Origin of the sequence: Liquorilactobacillus satsumensis DSM 16230 = JCM 12392 (genome assembly GCF_001435195.1) — a bacterium.
Lineage (GTDB): Bacteria > Bacillota > Bacilli > Lactobacillales > Lactobacillaceae > Liquorilactobacillus > Liquorilactobacillus satsumensis.
Genome location: NZ_AZFQ01000055.1, coordinates 22,752 through 41,117, shown reverse-complemented (window position 1 = coordinate 41,117; position 18,366 = coordinate 22,752). Strand labels below are relative to the sequence as shown.

Sequence of the window (18,366 nt, the reverse complement as noted above, 5' to 3'; positions counted from 1 at the left end):
ATTTTCACATATGGATGATAACTGGTTCGCACCATGCCCAGTTCTCTGAATATCATCGCAAATATATTACTCATCCCATCAACGTAATATTATTATAAGTAGATTATGACTTTTTAACCAAAACGTCAAGTCTGTACTCAATTTTTTTAAAAATAAGTCGTGAAGATTAATAAAAAAAGGTATTGACAGTTGGCATGAACGAATGTTAGGATACTTGCAATAAGATATGTGATTTTGATGAGAAGAGTAGGCTTAATTTTAATCTGATAGAGAGTACGAGTTGGTGAAAACGTCCCTGCAAATATTTTTGCAGGGACGTTTTTGTGTATCTTATAAAAAATTGTCGCACAGCGTATATTCTAAAGGAGGAATTTTCATGAGTGAAAAAAATTTGAGTTTTGAAACTTTACAGGTCCACGCAGGACAGACAGTCGATGAAACAGGTGCTAGGGCAGTTCCAATTTATCAAACAACTTCGTACGTCTTTAAGGATGCTAAGCAGGCAGCTGATCGCTTTGCGCTGCGTGACCCCGGTAATATTTATAATCGGCTTACAAATCCAACGACAGCGGTAGTTGATGAACGCGTGGCGGCACTTGAGGCAGGAACCAGTGGAGTTACGCTAGCAAGTGGGGCTGCTGCTGTTACAGCCGCAATTACCAATATTGCTGGACAAGGTGATGAGGTAATTGCAGCCAGTACACTTTATGGTGGCACCTATAATTTGCTGAATGTGACATTGCCTAAGTTAGGTATTACTACGCATTTTGTTGATCCTGATGCGCCGGAAAATTATGAAAAATATATCAATGAGCACACAAAAGCAATCTATTTGGAAACGATTGGGAACCCTGATATCAATTTACTCGACATTGATGCAATCGCAGCAACAGCGCATAAATACGGAATTTTAGTGCTCGTTGATAATACCTTTGCTTCACCTTATCTTTACCGGCCGTTGGAACACGGTGCCGATATTGTAATCGAATCCGCGACAAAATTCATTGGGGGGCATGGAACCTCAATGGGTGGGGTGATCGTTGAGAATGGGAAATTTGATTATCATGCAAGTACGCGCTATCCGGAATTTACGACGCCGAATGCTCAGTACAATGGATTGGTTTTTGCTGATTTACAAGGCGGTGCTTTTACCACAAAAGTCCGTGCTGAAATTTTGCGTGACACTGGGGCGGCAATCAGCCCATTTAATTCATTTCTGCTGCTGCAAGGACTGGAAACACTATCTTTACGAATTGAACGACATGTTTCAAATACAAGAAAAATTATTGCTTTTCTAAATGATCACCCTAAAGTGGCTTGGATCAAATACCCAGAACTTGAGTCCAGCAAGTATCATACATTAGCAGTGCGCGATTTTCCTAACGGTGTAGGCTCGATTTTCACTTTAGGATTAACTGGGGGAGAACAGGCCGGCAAGGATTTAATTGAGAACCTGAAGCTTTTCTCACTGTTGGCCAATGTGGGAGATGCCAAATCCTTAATCATTCATCCGGCTTCAACGACACATGCTCAATTGAATGCAGAAGAATTAAAGGAAACAGGAATTACACCTGATTTAATTAGAATTTCGGTTGGGATTGAAAATGTGAATGATTTAATTGCGGATTTAAAACAAGCTTTAGATAAGCTTTAATTTAGATAAAAAATTACTTTGTTTGCAAACCATACGCTAGCGCAGGCTTTTCTGTTTTGAAAAATAGAGTAATCAAAGGGAGTGGGAAGTCGTTGTTTAAAAGTTCGCGCTTTAAATTAAGTGTTACGCTTTTGGTGGTTTTACTAATTGCGGTACTTGCATTTTTCACTTTGCATGGTCAAAAGAGCAGTTCAAATAATCAAAAAACAATTTTGCTAGGCAGTTCTCCAGGGCCTTACAGTGAGCTTTTTCTCAAGGGAATTAAACCAATTCTTGAAAAAGAAGGCTATCATGTGACAAATAAATCCTTCAATAATTTGTTGAATGCAGATGTTGCACTTAGCGAGGGTCAAGTGGATTTGAGTGTTGATCAGCATACGGCCTACATGAAGAATTTTAATACTGAAAAGAAGGCAAATTTGGTTGCACTGACGCCAATTCCAACCGTACCTACTGGTATTTATCCAGCGCAAAAAATAACATTAAAAAATGTTGCTTTCGGTGACCGGATTGCAATTCCAAATGATCCTGCCAATACTGCACGTGCGTATAATTTGCTGGTCAAAGCTGGCTGGATTACCTTGAAGAAAGGGACAGATCTGATTAAGGCAACCAAGAAAGATATCGCTACTAATAAGTACAATTTAAAAATTACTGAAATGGACTCTGCTACCATTCCACGGTCTAAGCAAGATTTTGAATATGTTGTTTTACCTGGTTCAGTTGCTTATAGTGCAAAAATCTCTACCAAAAAAATATTACTAGCAGAGACTTTACGTTCTGAGTATCGTTTAGTAGCTGTAACCACTAAGAAAAATGCAAAGACTGCTTGGGCAAAGGCAGTAAAAAAAGCCTATCAATCAACGGAATTTAAGAATTATGTCAAGCAGCATAATAACGATAATTATTGGGTGTTGCCTAATAATTAACGTGGCAGCAGGCGAAAGTTTAAAAGTGGTATGGTAAAAGATAATAAAATAAAGCAGGGCTGTGATAAAGTTGGAGAATCTTCCAATCTTTGTGGCAGTCTTGCTTTTTAGTTGAAGCCGATTTTAAAAATAATGGGAGGCGCGTACGGTCGGTGCAAGACAATGCGAATAGGGAAAAGAATTATTTCACACTGGCTGCCATTTTTATTGCAGTTGAAGGATCATGTGTCTCCAGTTCATAAATAATGTTGCCCTTTTGCCACCGCACGAGTTGCTCCCGACTTCCGTAACTTAAGCCGACATTGAAGCGGATTTCACCATAAGATTGTGGTGCAGGCAAAAGATAGCTCTCAAGTTCTGCAACTGTTTGTTTGGCTAACTGTGTAGGATCTTCATTTTTTACGGCAGCAGCATGCACACTCAGTGACCAGTTGCCTTCGTTCCAAGATAAGTACCGTTGTCCCGCCCCTGAATCAAGATATCCTCTAATATTATGTCCCAAATCGACTGTTGGTAAGCCCTGAGAATCACTTGCGGTTCGGTGGGTAACTTGTTGGGCAGCCTCGGTGGCAGACGAATAGGTTTTCTTTGTAAATTCAGCATAAGGAATTTCCTGTGCGACGCTAGAATCATTAAAATCTTTGGCACGTGTCTCAACACTATAGCTAACGGTATAATTAGCAGCATTTCCATGATAACGCGCATTGAGTTTATCGCTACCACTAGTGAGACCATCATTTTGTGGTAACAAGACAGTGCCCAGATGTGTAATGAGCTCATGATTCAGTTGAGCAAGGCGGGATGCTTGTTGCTCGGATTGAGAAGATGCAGCTGCAGAGCTAGTAGTGGACTCTTCTTGGCTAGCACTTGCTTTTTGGCTGTTTGTTTGGGTACTTTTGGCAGCTGACTGTACTTTCTTTTCGGTTCGGGTTGCTGATTGTTTTTCAGTTCCTGGTTTCTTTTGCGAGCTGCACCCCACGAGCAGCAAGCATAGTGGAATCAAAAATAGTTTATTTTTGTTTAACATCTTTTGTAACCTCCCCTTTGTCATAAGAATACTATATCTTTGAGGTGGGATACAGCGCAGTGTTTGTCTCCTTAAAAATAATATCGAAGAAATATAGAGACACGAAAATTTTAATAGGTTGAATTTGCTCACAATTTCACTTATTATAAGGTAAAAGCCAAGCTAAAGGAGGCATTTTTATGAATACAAACGACGATAGTAAGGACTACAATACCACAGATATTAAGCTGATCAGCACTGAAGTTTTGATAATTGGTGCAGGTAATGCTGGATTAATGGCCGCTGCTGCTGCCGCTGAAAAAGGGGTAAAGACGCTCGTAATTGAAAAAGAACACACTATTAATCTTTTACGGCTTAGCTTAGGTGGGGTTGATACTAATGCTCAGAAACGAGCAGGTATAAAAATAAACAAGTTTGAATTAGTGGAATATCTAGCTGCTTTTGCACAGCATAATGTTGATGAAGGCTTAATTTATCATTGGGTAAACAACAGCGCTGAAGCAGTCAATTGGGTGGAAGATAATGTGTTACAGCCGCATGGGGCACATCTTCGCGCTGAGCCAGATATTGGAGAAAAGAATCCGATTTATAAAGCATTTCCAACACAAAACGACGCAACAAAGGATGATAACACTTTTGCTTCTTATGGAAAATGGTTCCAAGAAAAAGTCGAAGAAATGGGTGTTGAACTGCTCTTTGACACTTCATTAGTAAAGCTGGAAGTAGACAATGGAACTGTCACGGGGATTGTTGCTAAGAATCTTATCGATGATAAATACTTTAAAATTAGGGCAACTAAAGGCGTGATTCTGTGTACAGGAGGTTACTCAGCAAATAAGGAGTTATTATCAAAATGGAATCCATTAGCCTTAAAAAAGAATGTCTATAATGACAGCCCACGTAATGATGGGGCTGGAATTATGGCTGCAATGAATGTGGGAGCAATTAAAGATGAAGCGCCTGCAGGATGTACTTTTGATAGGGGATTAGTACCAATTGGGACTCGAACTGAAGATATGTACGTTCAAACCGAAACTTATCAAGACTGGTTGTGGTTGGCAAGTCATCCATTACTGAAAGTCAATGTTCGTGGTGAACGGTTTGCAAATGAATCAACCCCATATGAGTTTATTGTGAATGCAGCAAGTAAACAAAAAGGGTACTTGTATGCGATGATCTGGGACAGTAATTTTGGGAAATACGCAGCTCAATTTCATACTTTAGGATGTGCACGAATTGGTTTTCCTGGATATATGGCAAATGTTGAGAAATTGAAAGCAGATACGGAACAGTATGTCGACAAAGGACTGATCGTTAAAGCAAAAACGCTTGAAGAGCTTGCTGAAAAACTTCATTTACCGGTTGAAAACTTATTAAAGACAGTAGCTCGAGTTAATGAGTTATCCGCACAAGGTGTTGATCAAGACTTTGGGAAAGAGGCATACAGGCTGACTCCGGTTGCTCAAGCACCATACTATGGCTGTATGTTAGGCGGACGCTTACTATGTACCTTTGATGGGTTGCGCGTCAATAAAAAGATGGAAGTTCTGGATGAGGATTATGCGCCAATCAATCATCTATACGCAGCTGGAAATGACAGTGGCGGCTTTTTCTTTGGGAGTTACCCAGATCGTGTTCCGGGTACAGCGGCTAGTCATGCACAAACTTTTGGGCGACTAGCTGGTAAACAAGCAGCTCAAAATTAATGAGTGGAGATCTTATGGATTTCAAAATAAAAACTAGGCCGCTAATATGCGATGGCCTAGTTTTTATTTTGAAATTTGCTGAATCATCACTTAAAAGACCTCACGGTGTGCCGGTTTTGATTTTAGAACATCAAAATTATAAGTTGCAAGTTCCTTTAGACCATCACCGCTGGCATCAAAATAAGCCGTCAAACTTTGTGCAATCATTAGGTTAAGTTTCTTTTGCGGATCAAATTGTACGATAACAATAGGGGTTTTGTTTTCAAAGGCAGCCCCAATTTCAAAAATAGTGCCAGAGTCGCTCTCATTTTCTCCGCCTTCCAGTTTATAATCGATAATTGCCACAAGCAGATCAGCACGGTGAACTTGACGCATGTCTGAAGCAAAAACGTATTGCTGCCAAGCACGGCTGCCGAATTCTTCTTCTTCAAATTGATGTTCTTGAGGTAAAAAGATATTTTCGCTATCAATGGTTTTGTTTTGCTGCAATGCTTTTTTAACTGCTTGAATTCGCTGATTTTGGGGTTCGCTGAAAAATGGTGCTGCAAGATAAACTTTATTCACTTATATGACCTCACTTTTACTTTTCCTACAAGATACAGTGGTTGCATTTAATTTTAATACATTCACTTGTGTAAAAGCAATCCTTTATTTTTATTTAGAGACCGAGTATGATGGTAATTGGTACTTGTTGAGTCGATGGACTGAGTGACTGTTACTGGCAGGTATACTAAATGTAACAGAGTATTTATGCGTTTAATCTTCAAGGCTTTTTGTTTCCGTCACAGGGTTTTTGAAGATCAAAGCTAACGGCACTATGAATAGAAGAATTAGAAAGGGTGTAACGATCATTTTGATTACATTATCTGGGATTATTGGATCCGGCAAGTCCAGTTTAACAGGCATTTTGGCTAAGGAATTGGGAACCAAAGCCTTTTTCGAACCAGTGGAGGATAACCCGGTGTTACCGCTATTTTACAAGGGAAACGAGATCGCTGCTCAAAAAAGAGCTGCTGGGGATGAAGAAGCTACTAATCCATATGCTTATTTATTGCAGACATTTTTTCTAAACAGGCGTTTTAAAATGATTAAAGAGGCAATGCAAGGCGACAATAACATTCTGGATCGGTCAATTTATGAAGATGAACTGTTCATGAAGATGAATACAGAGATGGGTAATGCGACTGATGTCGAATATCAGATATATAAAAGTTTGTTGAATAATATGATGGAAGAGCTGCCTTATGCTGCCAAGAAGAAAGCACCTGATTTAATGATCACTATCAGAGTCTCTTACGAAACAATGATCAAGCAGATTACAAAACGCGGTCGCAAATATGAACTTATTGAAAATGATCCTTCACTTGTCGGATATTACAAGAAGCTGTTACAATATTACGATGATTGGATGCATAATTACAACGTCTCACCGTTGTTGATTCTTGATGGAGATCAGTACGACTTTGTAGGGAATCTAGGTGATAGAATCAAGGTTCTTGAGTTGATTGAAGATAAATTGCAAGAACTTAAGAAAGTTCCTAGTTCACAGATAGAAACGCTTAAAAAAAAGCATCAGATTTTGCTCAAATAAAATGTTTTAAAAAATAGCGGAGTTGTGACAAACTGAGTTTTGTTATGGCTCTTTTCTTTTACCTAAGGATATATTTACAAGCATAAAGAGAAAACAGTATACTTGTGTAAATAAACTAAGTTTTGGACCCAGCTAAAGAAGGCTTTGAGAGGGAGTGGCAGCTATTAATAATTCTGCAAAGAAAAAGTTTCAAAAAAAACTTGGGAAAACATTATTGGTGACAGCGATCTATTTTGTGGTTTTTCAAGTTGTCGCATTAGTCGCCTCTGTTTTTTTGTTAATTGGTAATAATTCGGCAGTCAAAAATATGTTGCCAAGTGCAATTGAGCAAAGTGGAGTACCTTACTTTTGGGCGATCGGTGTCGGCTTATTAGTTATTGTAGCTGTGTCGCCACCTCGTTTGCGCAGGCAATATTGGATAGCGGGAAAAGAACAGATTTCATGGAAAAAGTTTTTCAGTCTAACGGCGATCCTGATGACGCTGCAGATTGTGGCAGGTATTTATGGTGCGCTATTTGAAAAATTGGTCAACTTGATTGGCTTTAGCGCCACGCAACAGTTGGAGGCCGCGACACATTCCAGTCAAAGCTTTTCAATGTTGTTATATGCAGCTTTGTTAGGACCTTTGACAGAAGAAATTGTTTTTCGTGGATATTTACTGCGAAGTTTAGCAAAATATGGAAATGAGATGGCAATTATCATCTCAGCTTATATGTTTGGGTTATATCATGCTAATTTTGTGCAAACCCCCTTTGCATTTATGGTTGGACTCGTCTTTGGCTATGTTGCACTGAACTATGGGATTAAATGGTCGATTGGTTTGCATATCTTTAATAACTTTGTCTTGGGAGACTTTTTGACGTTCGTGTTGCGTCGGCTTGCACCTGCTCGAGCAGATCAGCTTAGTGGGATCATTATTCTAGGTGGCGGCATAATTGGTGCTTACATATTAGCCCGTAACTGGAGCAAACTACGCATGTGGTGGGCCGCTAATCGAGAGGGACGCCATTATTTGCGGACAGCTTTTGGCAGCAAGTATCTGCTGATAATAACGCTTATTGTGGTAGGGTTGGCATGTTTGGGACTGACAAGAGTTTAAACACCAGGACGTGCACTATTACGTAAATTGCTTGAAGTTTTGCAGCAGCAGCGCTATGATAGCACTATAGAAAGCAGTTCTAACGTTAAAGGCGGGTGGATGAAATGGCTCATAAATATGCACATATTTTGGTAGCAGTTGATGGTTCTGACGGGGCTGAGGTTGCCCTGAATAAGGCAATTGAATCTGTGAAACATAGTCAAGGAGCTACGCTGGATATTTTGAGAGTTCTAGATTTAAACTCTTTGGAATATGGTGGTGCAGGAATAGCGCTTGATGGAGAACGGATCTATAAAATTGAGCAGGCCAATGAAGATTACATGCTGAAGCTCAAGGAGCGCTTACTTAAGGATAATGAAATCGAGCATGATGCTCTGCGTGTCCATCTTCGTTTTGGAAATCCCAAAATTGTTATTCTTGATTTCCAGAAAGAATATCAAAATGATTTAATTATCGTCGGATCAACAGGTAAGAATTTCATTGAACGACTGGTGGTTGGTTCAGTAGCATCTTATATAATTAGAAATGCAAACTGCGATGTATTAATGGCACGGACAGCAGTTAACAAAAGCAAATAAGATTGAAGCCAGCTCTAAAAATACATTGAATATTAAAGACTATATTAAAAAAGTATCCCGCAGCTCAAGTACAAGCCTGCAGGATACTTTTTTATTTTACTGCACTAATACGGAAACTAATCATAAACGTAATCTTGGAATAATATAGTTTTTATTGTTCACACATAATCACAACAAATTGATGAGGATGTTGTGAAACACTTTGAAACTGTGGCGATTGAACGTGGAGAAGTACCTAGTTACATTGTTTCAAATTTTTCTTTAATAGTTGCTGCAGACTTTGCAAGTTTTGCTTCCTCTTCAGGAGGCAATGGGATCGTGACAACTTCTTCAACACCGTTTTTACCGATGATTCCAGGTTGGCCCACATAGGAATCGTATTTAGCATTGTAAGTCGAGCATGGGCACATTAAGTGTGCATCATCAAAAACTGCCCGGCTGAGTTTAACTGCACAAGTAGCGATTGCAAAGCTAGTGTAGCCTTTGCCAGAGTGAACTGCCCACCCACCAGAACGTGCTTGCGCTTCTAATTTGTCAAGGTCTAATTGTTTTTTTGCTGCCAAAGGTTTTACAGCCAGACCATTTACCTTGACTGTCGACCAAGCCACAAACTGGGATTCACCATGTTCGCCATAAACAAAGCCGGTTACGTTTTTAGGATCAACAGCGAAATTTTCTGCAACCACACGTTGCATTCTTGCTGTATCAAGGAAGGTGCCAGTTCCAAGAACTTGTGAACCAGGTAATCCAATTTCTTTTTGCAGATATTGAGAAATTGCATCACAAGGATTCATTGTATCTATCAGGACGCCATGGAAGCCACTTTCCTTGATCTTGGGTGCAATGTCTTTGACTATTTCCCGGGTATATTCGAATTCTGCCCAGCGATTGCCGCTTGCGTGATCAAGTGCATGGATATTTCCTGCTGTCACAAATAGAATATCGGTATCAGCCAGTTCGCTGTAGTCTTGAATCTTAATCTTGGGCCGTGTCTCCAAACGTGCGGTTGCATCTTGGAGATCCAACTGTTCAGCGCGAGCTTTCTTTTCATTTTTGTCAATCAAAATTAGTTCATCCGCATCACCCTTAGTAACTAGAGCAAAGGCGATTGTTGCACCAACATGACCAACACCGATAATTGCGTACTTTCTTCCCATTACATCTATTTCCTTTCCGTTCCATCAAGTAATTAAATTAGTTATTGTTCAGCTTAAACGATCTCCAAGTGTAATTGGTTATCTTTGATTAACCCAACCTTTTTCATCATGCTGTATGCTACCAATGAAATAACTGCTGGCAAGAACATTCCCGTAAATACATAGACTGCAAAGGATTCCCAGCCTTGACCCATGTAAGCAATTGGCGCAATAAATGAATTGAGGCCTAAACCTGCAAGCTTATATGTTGAACGGAAACCAAACATGATAGTTGCGATTGGGGCACAGACAACTGCCGAGAGGATTGATGGGACTAAAAGATACGGGTTAATTAACAGATTAGGGAACTGAACCTTGGGTGTCATCACTCCCTGCGCGATGTTTGCACCTGCGTTATTTTGTCTGAACGACATTGCAGTGAAGGCTACAAACTGCGAAGTTGTACCAATCAAAGCAGCAGCTGATGAAATTGGATCGAGTGTTAAAGCGATCGCAAGAGCAGCAGAGGAAGCGGGTGTCATTAAGAAAAGTGCCCAGATGGCAGAGATACAAATTGAGCCGACCAGCGGATTAACCTGCATCGTTTGTGCGATAAATGCACTGACATTTAATAAAAACGGTGTAGTTACGGCTGCTAATCCTAAACCTGCAATTCCACCGGTTAAGGTAGCCGCGAAAGGAACAAGCATCATATCAAGTGGTGTTTTACCTGTAAGATATTTACCGACAAGTGCAGCCACTAAGCCTGCTAAAACAGCACTGACAGGTTGACCGGTTGCAAATGTTGCACTTCCGGCAGCCTGCATCAAACTGGACCCAGTTGCGGTAGTGCCGTTAACAGCGCCAGTGGTAAAATGAACTGCATTTGCCCCGACAGTTGATGAAATCATGGCACTGAACATTACAAGTGAGTTTGTTCCAAGCTGTGAAGCAATTGCGACCCCTAATGCAGGGGCAAGCAAGTCATTTGCAATCACACCCACTTGATAAAGTGCATTCCAGTGAACAAAGGAAGCGATTGTCTGCAATAATAATCCAATTCCTAAAGTAACTAAGATTGCGTTGGCAACTGCGGCACTGATGCGGTATGCATATTCTTTTACAGTTGGGGCGGTCGTGTTTGTATTCTCCATTTTAATAACAGCTCCTCTTTCTCTTGAAAATCGCGACTATACTTTTTCGATCCAGCCTGTTGGCGCTTTGCGATCGCCAAACTGAATACCGGTCAATTCATCGTAAAGTTTATGTGTTACAGGCCCAACTTCAGTTTCACTATAGAAGACATGGAAGTGATCACCATATTTGAAGCCGCCAATTGGTGAGATTACGGCTGCTGTTCCGCAGGCACCGGCTTCAGCGAAATGATCCAATTGATCAATGTAGATATCCCCTTGCTCGGTTTCCATGCCAAAACGTTTCTCAGCCAGATACAAAAGTGAATATTTTGTAACACTTGGTAAGATTGAAGGAGATTTTGGTGTGACAAACTTACCATCTTTAGTGATTCCAAAGAAGTTTGCGGAACCGACTTCTTCAATCTTTTTGTGTTCGATAGGATCAAGGTAGATACAGTCTGAGAAACCTGCATCATGTGCAAGTTTTCCAGGGAAGAGACTAGCAGCATAGTTACCACCGACTTTGCTTGCCCCAGTCCCTTTATGTGCGGCGCGATCATATTCTGAAGCAACGAAATTCGTAGGGGTTAAACCACCCTTGAAGTAGCTGCCAACCGGCATGGCGAAGATTGAAAAAATGTATTCTTGTGCTGGATGAACACCGATATTACCGCCAACACCGATTAGATATGGACGAAGATAAAGAGTTGCTCCAGTCCCATATGGAGGAACATAATCTTCATTAGCTTTAACAACTTGTTTAAGGGCACTGATAAACATGTCAACTGGGACCTGAGGCATCATGAGACGTTCGCAACTTTTTTGCAGTCTCTTAGCATTTTGGTCAGGACGGAAAAGGTTGATACTGCCATCCTTGCATCGATAAGCTTTCAGTCCTTCAAAGACTTCTTGTCCATAGTGAAGGCTGGTTGAGCCCTCGCTGATGGTGACATTTGCATCTTCTGTTAGGCCTGCATCGCGCCATTCGCCGTCACGCCAATATGCACGGTATCTGTATGGAAGGTTCATGTAGTTGAAGCCAAGATTGTTCCAATCTAATTCTTGTGGGTTCTTTGCTTTAGGATCTGATGTAAGTGTCATAGTGATTCCTCCTTAAAGTTGAATTGCGAGGCGACTGCGAAATTAAAAAGAAATTAAAAAGGTACCCACCGCATGATATTCTGGCGGTGGGTACCTAAAAAAAATCCATCGCCTAAGTTCTCCTTAGCGCGATGGTTTTAATGTCTTTACACTCTAATCAGCCAAGACATTGGGAAACACATCGCGCGTGTTAATAATGACTAGGCTCACTAGGTATTGGATTGTTGTATTAGAATTATTACAGCTATTCATAGTGGTCATTGTGCATGACATGTTACCCAACTCCTCTCAGTTTTTTTAAAGTTACCTCGTAATTGATATTTTTTATTATAACTGCTCACATTAAAAATGCAAGCATTTTTTTAATAATAATGTAATTATATTATCTGTTGTACTAACTGTAGTTAATAAAATAGCGTTTTGAAGCCACAAAGAACTTGTTAGGGACCGTTGAATTATTAGAAGGAAATTTGTTGGCAGCCGATGATTGACTTTTTTTTGAATAGAAAGTATATTATAGACAATCATTCTTATCTTAATTGATGAAGTAGTCAAAGTGCTTTATCCACGTATTACGCGTGGAGTGGCGCTTTTTTTATTGTCTAAAAGGGAGGTTTTGAAGGCGTGAAAACAGCCACAGAATTTGATACAATTGCCGCAATCTCTACTCCCCCGGGTGAAGGAGCAATTTCAATTGTTCGTCTAAGCGGGGAAGAAGCAGTTCAATGCGCACAGAAAATCTTTGCTGGTCAGAATTTACAACTTGTTTCAAGTCACACAATCAATTATGGACATATTGTCGATCCTGAATCAAGGCAAGAAGTCGATGAAGTAATGGTTTCGGTGATGCGCGCTCCCAAGACGTTCACGCGTGAAGATGTTGTTGAAATTAATTGTCATGGAGGAATAGTTGCGACTAACCGCATTTTGCAGTTGGTATTAAGTAATGGCGCACGGCTTGCCGAACCAGGGGAATTTACAAAACGGGCTTTCTTGCATGGCAGAATCGATCTTTCACAAGCTGAAGCTGTCATGGATCTCATTAGGGCCAAGACTGACCGTTCAATGAAGGTGGCCTTAAACCAGCTTGATGGGAACTTGTCACATCTGATCAAGAATTTACGACAGGACATTTTAGGAGTTTTGGCGCAGGTTGAAGTTAATATTGATTATCCAGAATATGACGACGTTGAAGAAATGACAACCCGATTATTGAAAGAAAAGGCGTTGGAAGTCAGACAAAGAATTAAACAATTGCTGTCAACTGCTAAACAGGGTAAGGTTTTGCGCGAAGGGCTGGCAACGGCAATTGTTGGCCGCCCAAATGTGGGCAAATCAAGCTTACTGAACCACCTTTTGCATGAAGATAAGGCAATTGTAACAGATGTTGCGGGCACGACCCGTGATGTAATCGAAGAATATGTTAACGTCCGCGGAGTGCCACTTAAACTGGTTGACACGGCCGGAATTCGCGAAACTGTTGACAAAGTTGAAAAAATTGGGGTCGCGCGTTCAAAGCATGCGATTGAACAAGCGGACTTAGTAATGTTAGTTTTAAATGGCAGTGAACCGTTAACAAATGAAGATCGGCAGTTATTGAAACTGACGGCTACCAAAAAAAGAATTGTTCTTTTGAATAAGATGGATTTAACTCGTGGAATTGAGGTTGCGCAGCTTAAGGAGCTGTTGCAACCTGATGAAGAAATACTGACAACCTCAGTTTTGAAGAACCAAGGACTTGAGCAATTGGAAGCCAGGATTGCGGAGCTTTTTTTCGGCGGAATTGAAAATAGTCAAACGACTGTGATGGTTACAAATGCTCGGCATATTGCGCTTTTAAACCAAGCTGAAAAAGCATTAACTTCAGTTTTACAAGGAATTAGTGCGAAGATGCCAGTGGATTTAATTCAGATTGATATGACCAACTGCTGGGATCTTTTAGGAGAAATTACCGGTGATAGTTATCAAGATGAACTTTTAAATCAATTGTTTAGCCAATTTTGTTTAGGAAAGTAATAATAGGAGATTGAGATGGAAGTAAAGCAATATATTAGTAAAAATTATGATGTGATTGTCGTGGGAGCTGGTCATGCGGGGTGTGAAGCTGCATTGGCAGCTGCCCGGATGGGTAATGAAACACTTTTAATGACAATCAATCTCGAAATGGTAGCTTTTATGCCCTGCAATCCGTCAATTGGCGGCCCAGCTAAGGGGATCGTTGTGCGTGAAGTCGATGCCTTGGGTGGTGAGATGGGACGTAATATTGATAAGACCTACGTCCAGATGCGGATGCTGAATACCGGCAAAGGCCCAGCCGTCCGCGCTTTGCGGGCGCAGGCTGACAAGCGACTTTATTCAATTGAGATGAAGCATACACTTGAAAAACAACCGCATCTAACGCTACGTCAAGGGATTGTGGACGACTTAATAGTTGAAAATAACACAATTAAGGGCGTGATTACTAATACTGGGGCACGTTATGGTGCCAAAACAGTGGTGTTAACGACTGGGACTGCGGCGCGCGGTAAGATTATCATCGGAGAATTAATGTATTCTTCGGGTCCGAACAATACGCAACCTGCAAAGAAGCTTTCTGGTAACTTGGAAAGGCTTGGATTTGAGCTGCGGCGGTTTAAAACGGGGACACCACCGCGTGTTGATGGTAATACGATTGACTATGAGGCTACGCAGGAGCAACCAGGTGATGCACGACCTAATCATTTTAGCTTCGAGTCTGCTGACGCTGACTATCTCAGTGTGAAGGAGCAGCTTTCCTGCTGGTTAACATATACAAATGAAACTACGCATAAATTAATCAGAGAAAACTTGGATCGGGCACCGATGTTTTCCGGTGTAATTGAAGGTGTTGGGCCACGGTACTGTCCTTCAATTGAAGATAAAATCGTCCGGTTTGCAGATAAGCCGCGCCATCAGCTCTTCATTGAACCGGAAGGACGAGAAACTGACGAATTCTATTTGCAAGGCCTATCAACTTCAATGCCTGAAGAAATTCAGCAAAAGATGGTGCATTCTATTCAGGGTCTTGAACATGCTCAAATGATGCGACCAGGGTATGCAATCGAATATGATATTGTTTCGCCGTATCAATTACGACCAACACTGGAGACGAAGTTGATTGCGGGTTTATTTACTGCTGGACAGACAAATGGGACTTCAGGATACGAAGAAGCTGCCGGTCAAGGGATGCTGGCAGGGATCAATGCGGGACTTAAGGCTTTGGGTAAAGACCAAGTGACACTGAAAAGAAGTGATGCTTACATCGGGGTTATGGTTGACGATCTTGTGACAAAAGGAACTAATGAGCCTTATCGCTTATTGACATCGCGTGCTGAATACCGCTTAATTTTGCGGCACGATAATGCTGATTTACGCTTAACAGCACTCGGACATGAACTTGGTTTAATTTCAGAAGAAAGATTTGCCGCTTTTAAGTGCAAAAAGGAAGCAATTCAAGCTGAAATGCAGCGTTTGAGCGAAATTAGAATTAAGCCAACTGAACAGGTCAATGCTTTTTTGGCAGAAAAGGGAGCTGCTGCGCTGAAAGATGGTGTGCTTGCCAGCGAATTTTTAAAACGACCAGAAGTTAGTTATGCTGATGTGCTAAAATTTATTCCCGAACCCGACCAAGCTCTTAAACCGCGCGAGATAGAGCAGGTTGAGATTCAATTCAAATATGATGGATATATTAAAAAAGCATATAAAAAAGTAGAAAAGCTTAAAAAAATGGAAGCTAAAAAGATCCCAACGCGGATTGACTACGCTGCAATTGAGGGTTTGGCTACAGAGGCCCGGCAAAAATTGGAAAAAATTCAACCGGCAACGCTAGCACAGGCAAGCCGTATTAGTGGTGTGAATCCGGCTGATCTTTCTATTCTTGCAATTTATATTGAACAGGGCAAGATTGCTAAGGTCTAAGAAAAAAGAAAGCAACGTCTTGTCAGACTGCTGCTTGGTAAAGGCCGCGGTTGCGAATTAGAGGCTTTCTTTAATGTCGGAAAGCAATTAAGTGTGTTTGTAGTTTATAAAAGCAGTTAAAGTAATCAAAAAGATTGGTAGAGTAATTGGTAATAGAACGTAGTGCAGACATTTGAAGTCCAAAAGATGGATTTCAAGCTGTCCATGCTGCGGGTTACCGGTGCCCTGCCAATTTTTATTTGAATAAAATTTGGGACAAAAGGCGCGAACACTTGGCTTGATGTCCTTATTTCCAAACAGCCTCGCTTTTATTCCGGATAAACGTGTTCCATAAGTCAAAATCTTCCGTCTGACTTTCCAATTACTCATAGCAAAGTACTCGCGATGTTCGTAATTTCGAGTTAGCACTCAAATTTTCCCGACTTATGTCACACTCTCTTAACCTGTAAAGTCAGCCAAGTCAACCCCGGAATGATCCGCCTGCTGCTGTTAATTATCAGCAACTAAACGCTTTTTATTCCACTTTTTTGCGCATATTCATAATCCGTCTGTTTTGTAATTCAGCGTTAGTACGTAAAAACTAGCGGCTGCACAGCGGGTTGCACTTATTTTTCATCATCCTCAGTTGCCTCTTTTTCTGCCTCGCGTCGCTGTTTGCGCTTAAATAATACGAATGCCAGCAACGTTGATTCTAGATTAAGATAAATAAAATCAAACAGCACCAAACTAATAATCCAGAAAAGATTTTGTGCCATAAAGGCCCAGATAGTTAAGAACAGTAATGGTAATAAGAAGATGCTGCAAACAATGAGAAAAGGTGAAGCATGAATCCATAATTTTGTTTTTGTGATCATATGGGAGCCTCCAAGTAAGGTATGCATGTTTAAAGCATAGCGGAGACACATGGAGAAATAAAGGGTTTAGCGGAATTTTAAAATTGCAGCAATAAAAAATGATGTTAAAAACGCGGTCAGCCCAGGATGATCATTAGTTCACAATCAAGTTTTTAAAGATGAAATTTTGGCAGAGAGATTTTTTTTACCTGACGAAAGTTACTGACACAAGTTGTTCTATGATGGTTAAGACCGAATTGTAGGTTAAAAGAAAGGAGTTATGTTCGGATCTTTACTTGTCAGATAAAGTGAAAGTTTAAAGGATGGTTTTTTTAATATGTTGAGCTGAAAGTAATTAAAAAAAATGACAAGTTAAAAAAGTAACAATGTTTAATTTTTGATGGAAAGGCGTTAAAATTATATTGTAAGCGTTTTATAAAGCTATATCATTAGTAAGAGAGGCGAATTTATGGCATATTGAGTGTTGGGAAGGCATTTGTTTAGAGACGAAGAGCTAATTTAATGAGGAGGCCCATGAAATGTCCAAAAAAATTATCGATTTTGAACAGTTGAAAAAAAATGGTGATGAATTCAAAACAGTTAAACTCCTATCAGAAGAAGGAAAAATCCTTGAGAAGGGTTGGCAACCTGATTTAAGCGATGACGAATTGTTTACATTGTTTAAGCAGATGGTTTGGTCGCGTATTCTTGATGGACGTTCTACCAAATTAAACCGTCAGGGGCGGCTAGGGTTTTATGCACCAACAGCGGGTGAAGAGGCAAGTCAGATTGCTTCCAATTTTGTGATGGACAAACAGGACTTTATTTTACCTGCTTATCGTGATGTTCCGCAGCTTGTTTTGCATGGCCTGCCACTGTATCAGGCTTTCTTATGGTCTCGTGGACATGTTGATGGTAATAAGTATCCAGCAGACTTCCCAGCATTGCCGCCGCAAATTATTATTGGAGCACAGTTCGTGCAGGCTGCTGGAGTTGCACTTGGGTTTAAGCTCAAGGGGCAAAAAAATGTGGCATACACTTACACGGGTGATGGTGGAACTTCCCAAGGGGATTTCTATGAAGGAATTAACTTTGCGGGCGCATTCGAGGCACCAGCAATCTTTATTGTACAAAACAATGGATACGCTATCTCAGTGCCACGCAGCAAGCAGACAGCCGCCAAAACTTTGGCACAAAAAGCAGTAGCTGCTGGTATTCCTGGTATTCAAGTCGATGGTATGGATGCCTTGGCTGTCTATGAGGTTACAAAAGAGGCACGTGACTATGCACTCGCAGGAAATGGTCCTGTTCTGATTGAAACATTGACGTATCGCTATGGACCGCATACTTTGTCAGGCGATGATCCAAAACGTTACCGGACAAAGGAGATCGATGATGCATGGCTCAAAAAAGATCCTTTGGTGCGGATGCGGCATTACTTGGCGGATAAGGGAATCTGGACACAGGAAAAAGAAGACCAGTACGCTGAGGAAGTTCAAGAACAGATAAAAGAAGCAATTGATAAAGTTGAAAATATGCCAAAACAAAAAATCAGTGAGTATCTGAAAAACACATTCGCAGCTACACCGGCAGGCATACAACAAGAGATTGAGCGTTTTGAAGCGAAGGAGGCCAAATAG

15 protein-coding genes and 1 other annotated feature (1 of these 16 cut by a window edge) are annotated in these 18,366 nt (G+C 40.8%); of the genes, 9 read left to right on the top strand and 6 right to left on the bottom strand.

The genetic code is table 11. The features are described from left to right. Nucleotides 1–91: a binding site (T-box leader), on the bottom strand; it reaches 163 nt to the left of the window's first position. A 285-nt stretch (nucleotides 92–376) separates the two neighbouring features. Next, nucleotides 377–1,654: an O-acetylhomoserine aminocarboxypropyltransferase/cysteine synthase family protein gene (locus FD50_RS11705; protein WP_056961926.1), complete on the top strand. Its 1,278-nt coding sequence runs from the start codon at nucleotides 377–379 to the stop codon at nucleotides 1,652–1,654. Between the two features lie 92 nt (nucleotides 1,655–1,746). Then, nucleotides 1,747–2,583: a MetQ/NlpA family ABC transporter substrate-binding protein gene (locus tag FD50_RS11700; RefSeq protein ID WP_054755598.1), complete on the top strand. Its 837-nt coding sequence runs from the start codon at nucleotides 1,747–1,749 to the stop codon at nucleotides 2,581–2,583. A gap of 181 nt (nucleotides 2,584–2,764) precedes the next feature. Here FD50_RS11700 and FD50_RS11695 read toward each other — a convergent pair whose 3' ends face one another. Beyond that, the gene (locus FD50_RS11695; RefSeq protein ID WP_056961924.1) at nucleotides 2,765–3,610 is read right to left on the bottom strand and encodes a hypothetical protein; all 846 of its coding nucleotides are present in this window, start codon (nucleotides 3,608–3,610) and stop codon (nucleotides 2,765–2,767) included. Between the two features lie 179 nt (nucleotides 3,611–3,789). On the opposite strand from FD50_RS11695, the gene FD50_RS11690 reads away from it, so the two are divergent. Beyond that, entirely contained in the window at nucleotides 3,790–5,316 is a 1,527-nt protein-coding gene (locus FD50_RS11690; protein WP_056961922.1) for an FAD-dependent oxidoreductase, read from the top strand. Between the two features lie 90 nt (nucleotides 5,317–5,406). On the opposite strand, the gene FD50_RS11685 is transcribed toward FD50_RS11690, so the two are convergent. Next, nucleotides 5,407–5,880, bottom strand: a complete 474-nt coding sequence (locus FD50_RS11685) for a nucleoside 2-deoxyribosyltransferase (RefSeq protein WP_056961920.1) — start codon at nucleotides 5,878–5,880, stop codon at nucleotides 5,407–5,409. A gap of 289 nt (nucleotides 5,881–6,169) precedes the next feature. On the opposite strand from FD50_RS11685, the gene FD50_RS11680 reads away from it, so the two are divergent. The 3 genes from FD50_RS11680 to FD50_RS11670 all read left to right on the top strand — a co-directional run bounded on the left by FD50_RS11680 (nucleotide 6,170) and on the right by FD50_RS11670 (nucleotide 8,584). Continuing rightward, on the top strand, nucleotides 6,170–6,907 hold the full coding sequence (locus FD50_RS11680; RefSeq protein ID WP_056961918.1) for a deoxynucleoside kinase: 738 nt from the start codon (nucleotides 6,170–6,172) through the stop codon (nucleotides 6,905–6,907). Between the two features lie 154 nt (nucleotides 6,908–7,061). Continuing rightward, nucleotides 7,062–8,006, top strand: a complete 945-nt coding sequence (locus FD50_RS11675) for a CPBP family intramembrane glutamic endopeptidase (protein WP_056961916.1) — start codon at nucleotides 7,062–7,064, stop codon at nucleotides 8,004–8,006. A 104-nt stretch (nucleotides 8,007–8,110) separates the two neighbouring features. Then, entirely contained in the window at nucleotides 8,111–8,584 is a 474-nt protein-coding gene (locus FD50_RS11670) for a universal stress protein (RefSeq protein WP_056961914.1), read from the top strand. A gap of 239 nt (nucleotides 8,585–8,823) precedes the next feature. On the opposite strand, the gene FD50_RS11665 is transcribed toward FD50_RS11670, so the two are convergent. The 3 genes from FD50_RS11665 to FD50_RS11655 are packed head-to-tail and all read right to left on the bottom strand — an operon-like array spanning nucleotide 8,824 to nucleotide 11,957. Beyond that, nucleotides 8,824–9,741, bottom strand: coding sequence for an L-lactate dehydrogenase (locus FD50_RS11665; RefSeq protein WP_054755607.1), 918 nt, complete (start codon nucleotides 9,739–9,741; stop codon nucleotides 8,824–8,826). 53 nt (nucleotides 9,742–9,794) lie between these two features. Then, nucleotides 9,795–10,874, bottom strand: coding sequence for a PTS sugar transporter subunit IIC (locus FD50_RS11660; RefSeq protein ID WP_056961912.1), 1,080 nt, complete (start codon nucleotides 10,872–10,874; stop codon nucleotides 9,795–9,797). Between the two features lie 36 nt (nucleotides 10,875–10,910). Beyond that, nucleotides 10,911–11,957, bottom strand: coding sequence for a branched-chain amino acid aminotransferase (locus FD50_RS11655; protein ID WP_056961910.1), 1,047 nt, complete (start codon nucleotides 11,955–11,957; stop codon nucleotides 10,911–10,913). Nucleotides 11,958–12,581: 624 nt separating this feature from the next. On the opposite strand from FD50_RS11655, the gene mnmE reads away from it, so the two are divergent. Both mnmE and mnmG read left to right on the top strand, forming a co-directional pair. Then, nucleotides 12,582–13,973: a tRNA uridine-5-carboxymethylaminomethyl(34) synthesis GTPase MnmE gene (gene mnmE, locus FD50_RS11650; RefSeq protein WP_056961908.1), complete on the top strand. Its 1,392-nt coding sequence runs from the start codon at nucleotides 12,582–12,584 to the stop codon at nucleotides 13,971–13,973. Nucleotides 13,974–13,988: 15 nt separating this feature from the next. Next, on the top strand, nucleotides 13,989–15,893 hold the full coding sequence (gene mnmG / locus FD50_RS11645; RefSeq protein ID WP_056961907.1) for a tRNA uridine-5-carboxymethylaminomethyl(34) synthesis enzyme MnmG: 1,905 nt from the start codon (nucleotides 13,989–13,991) through the stop codon (nucleotides 15,891–15,893). Between the two features lie 605 nt (nucleotides 15,894–16,498). Here mnmG and FD50_RS11640 read toward each other — a convergent pair. Further along, on the bottom strand, nucleotides 16,499–16,747 hold the full coding sequence (locus FD50_RS11640) for a hypothetical protein (RefSeq protein ID WP_056961905.1): 249 nt from the start codon (nucleotides 16,745–16,747) through the stop codon (nucleotides 16,499–16,501). Between the two features lie 518 nt (nucleotides 16,748–17,265). On the opposite strand from FD50_RS11640, the gene pdhA reads away from it, so the two are divergent. After that, nucleotides 17,266–18,366, top strand: coding sequence for a pyruvate dehydrogenase (acetyl-transferring) E1 component subunit alpha (gene pdhA, locus FD50_RS11635; protein ID WP_056961903.1), 1,101 nt, complete (start codon nucleotides 17,266–17,268; stop codon nucleotides 18,364–18,366).

Bases quoted from the DNA above. Each gene is read 5' to 3' on its own strand.
- FD50_RS11705 (WP_056961926.1), top strand. From the start codon at position 377: ATGAGTGAAAAAAATTTGAGTTTTGAAACTTTACAGGTCCACGCAGGA.
- FD50_RS11695 (WP_056961924.1), bottom strand. From the start codon at position 3,610: ATGTTAAACAAAAATAAACTATTTTTGATTCCACTATGCTTGCTGCTC.
- FD50_RS11690 (WP_056961922.1), top strand. From the start codon at position 3,790: ATGAATACAAACGACGATAGTAAGGACTACAATACCACAGATATTAAG.
- FD50_RS11670 (WP_056961914.1), top strand. From the start codon at position 8,111: ATGGCTCATAAATATGCACATATTTTGGTAGCAGTTGATGGTTCTGAC.
- FD50_RS11665 (WP_054755607.1), bottom strand. From the start codon at position 9,741: ATGGGAAGAAAGTACGCAATTATCGGTGTTGGTCATGTTGGTGCAACA.
- FD50_RS11660 (WP_056961912.1), bottom strand. From the start codon at position 10,874: ATGGAGAATACAAACACGACCGCCCCAACTGTAAAAGAATATGCATAC.
- FD50_RS11655 (WP_056961910.1), bottom strand. From the start codon at position 11,957: ATGACACTTACATCAGATCCTAAAGCAAAGAACCCACAAGAATTAGAT.
- mnmG (WP_056961907.1), top strand. From the start codon at position 13,989: ATGGAAGTAAAGCAATATATTAGTAAAAATTATGATGTGATTGTCGTG.
- FD50_RS11640 (WP_056961905.1), bottom strand. From the start codon at position 16,747: ATGATCACAAAAACAAAATTATGGATTCATGCTTCACCTTTTCTCATT.
- pdhA (WP_056961903.1), top strand. From the start codon at position 17,266: ATGTCCAAAAAAATTATCGATTTTGAACAGTTGAAAAAAAATGGTGAT.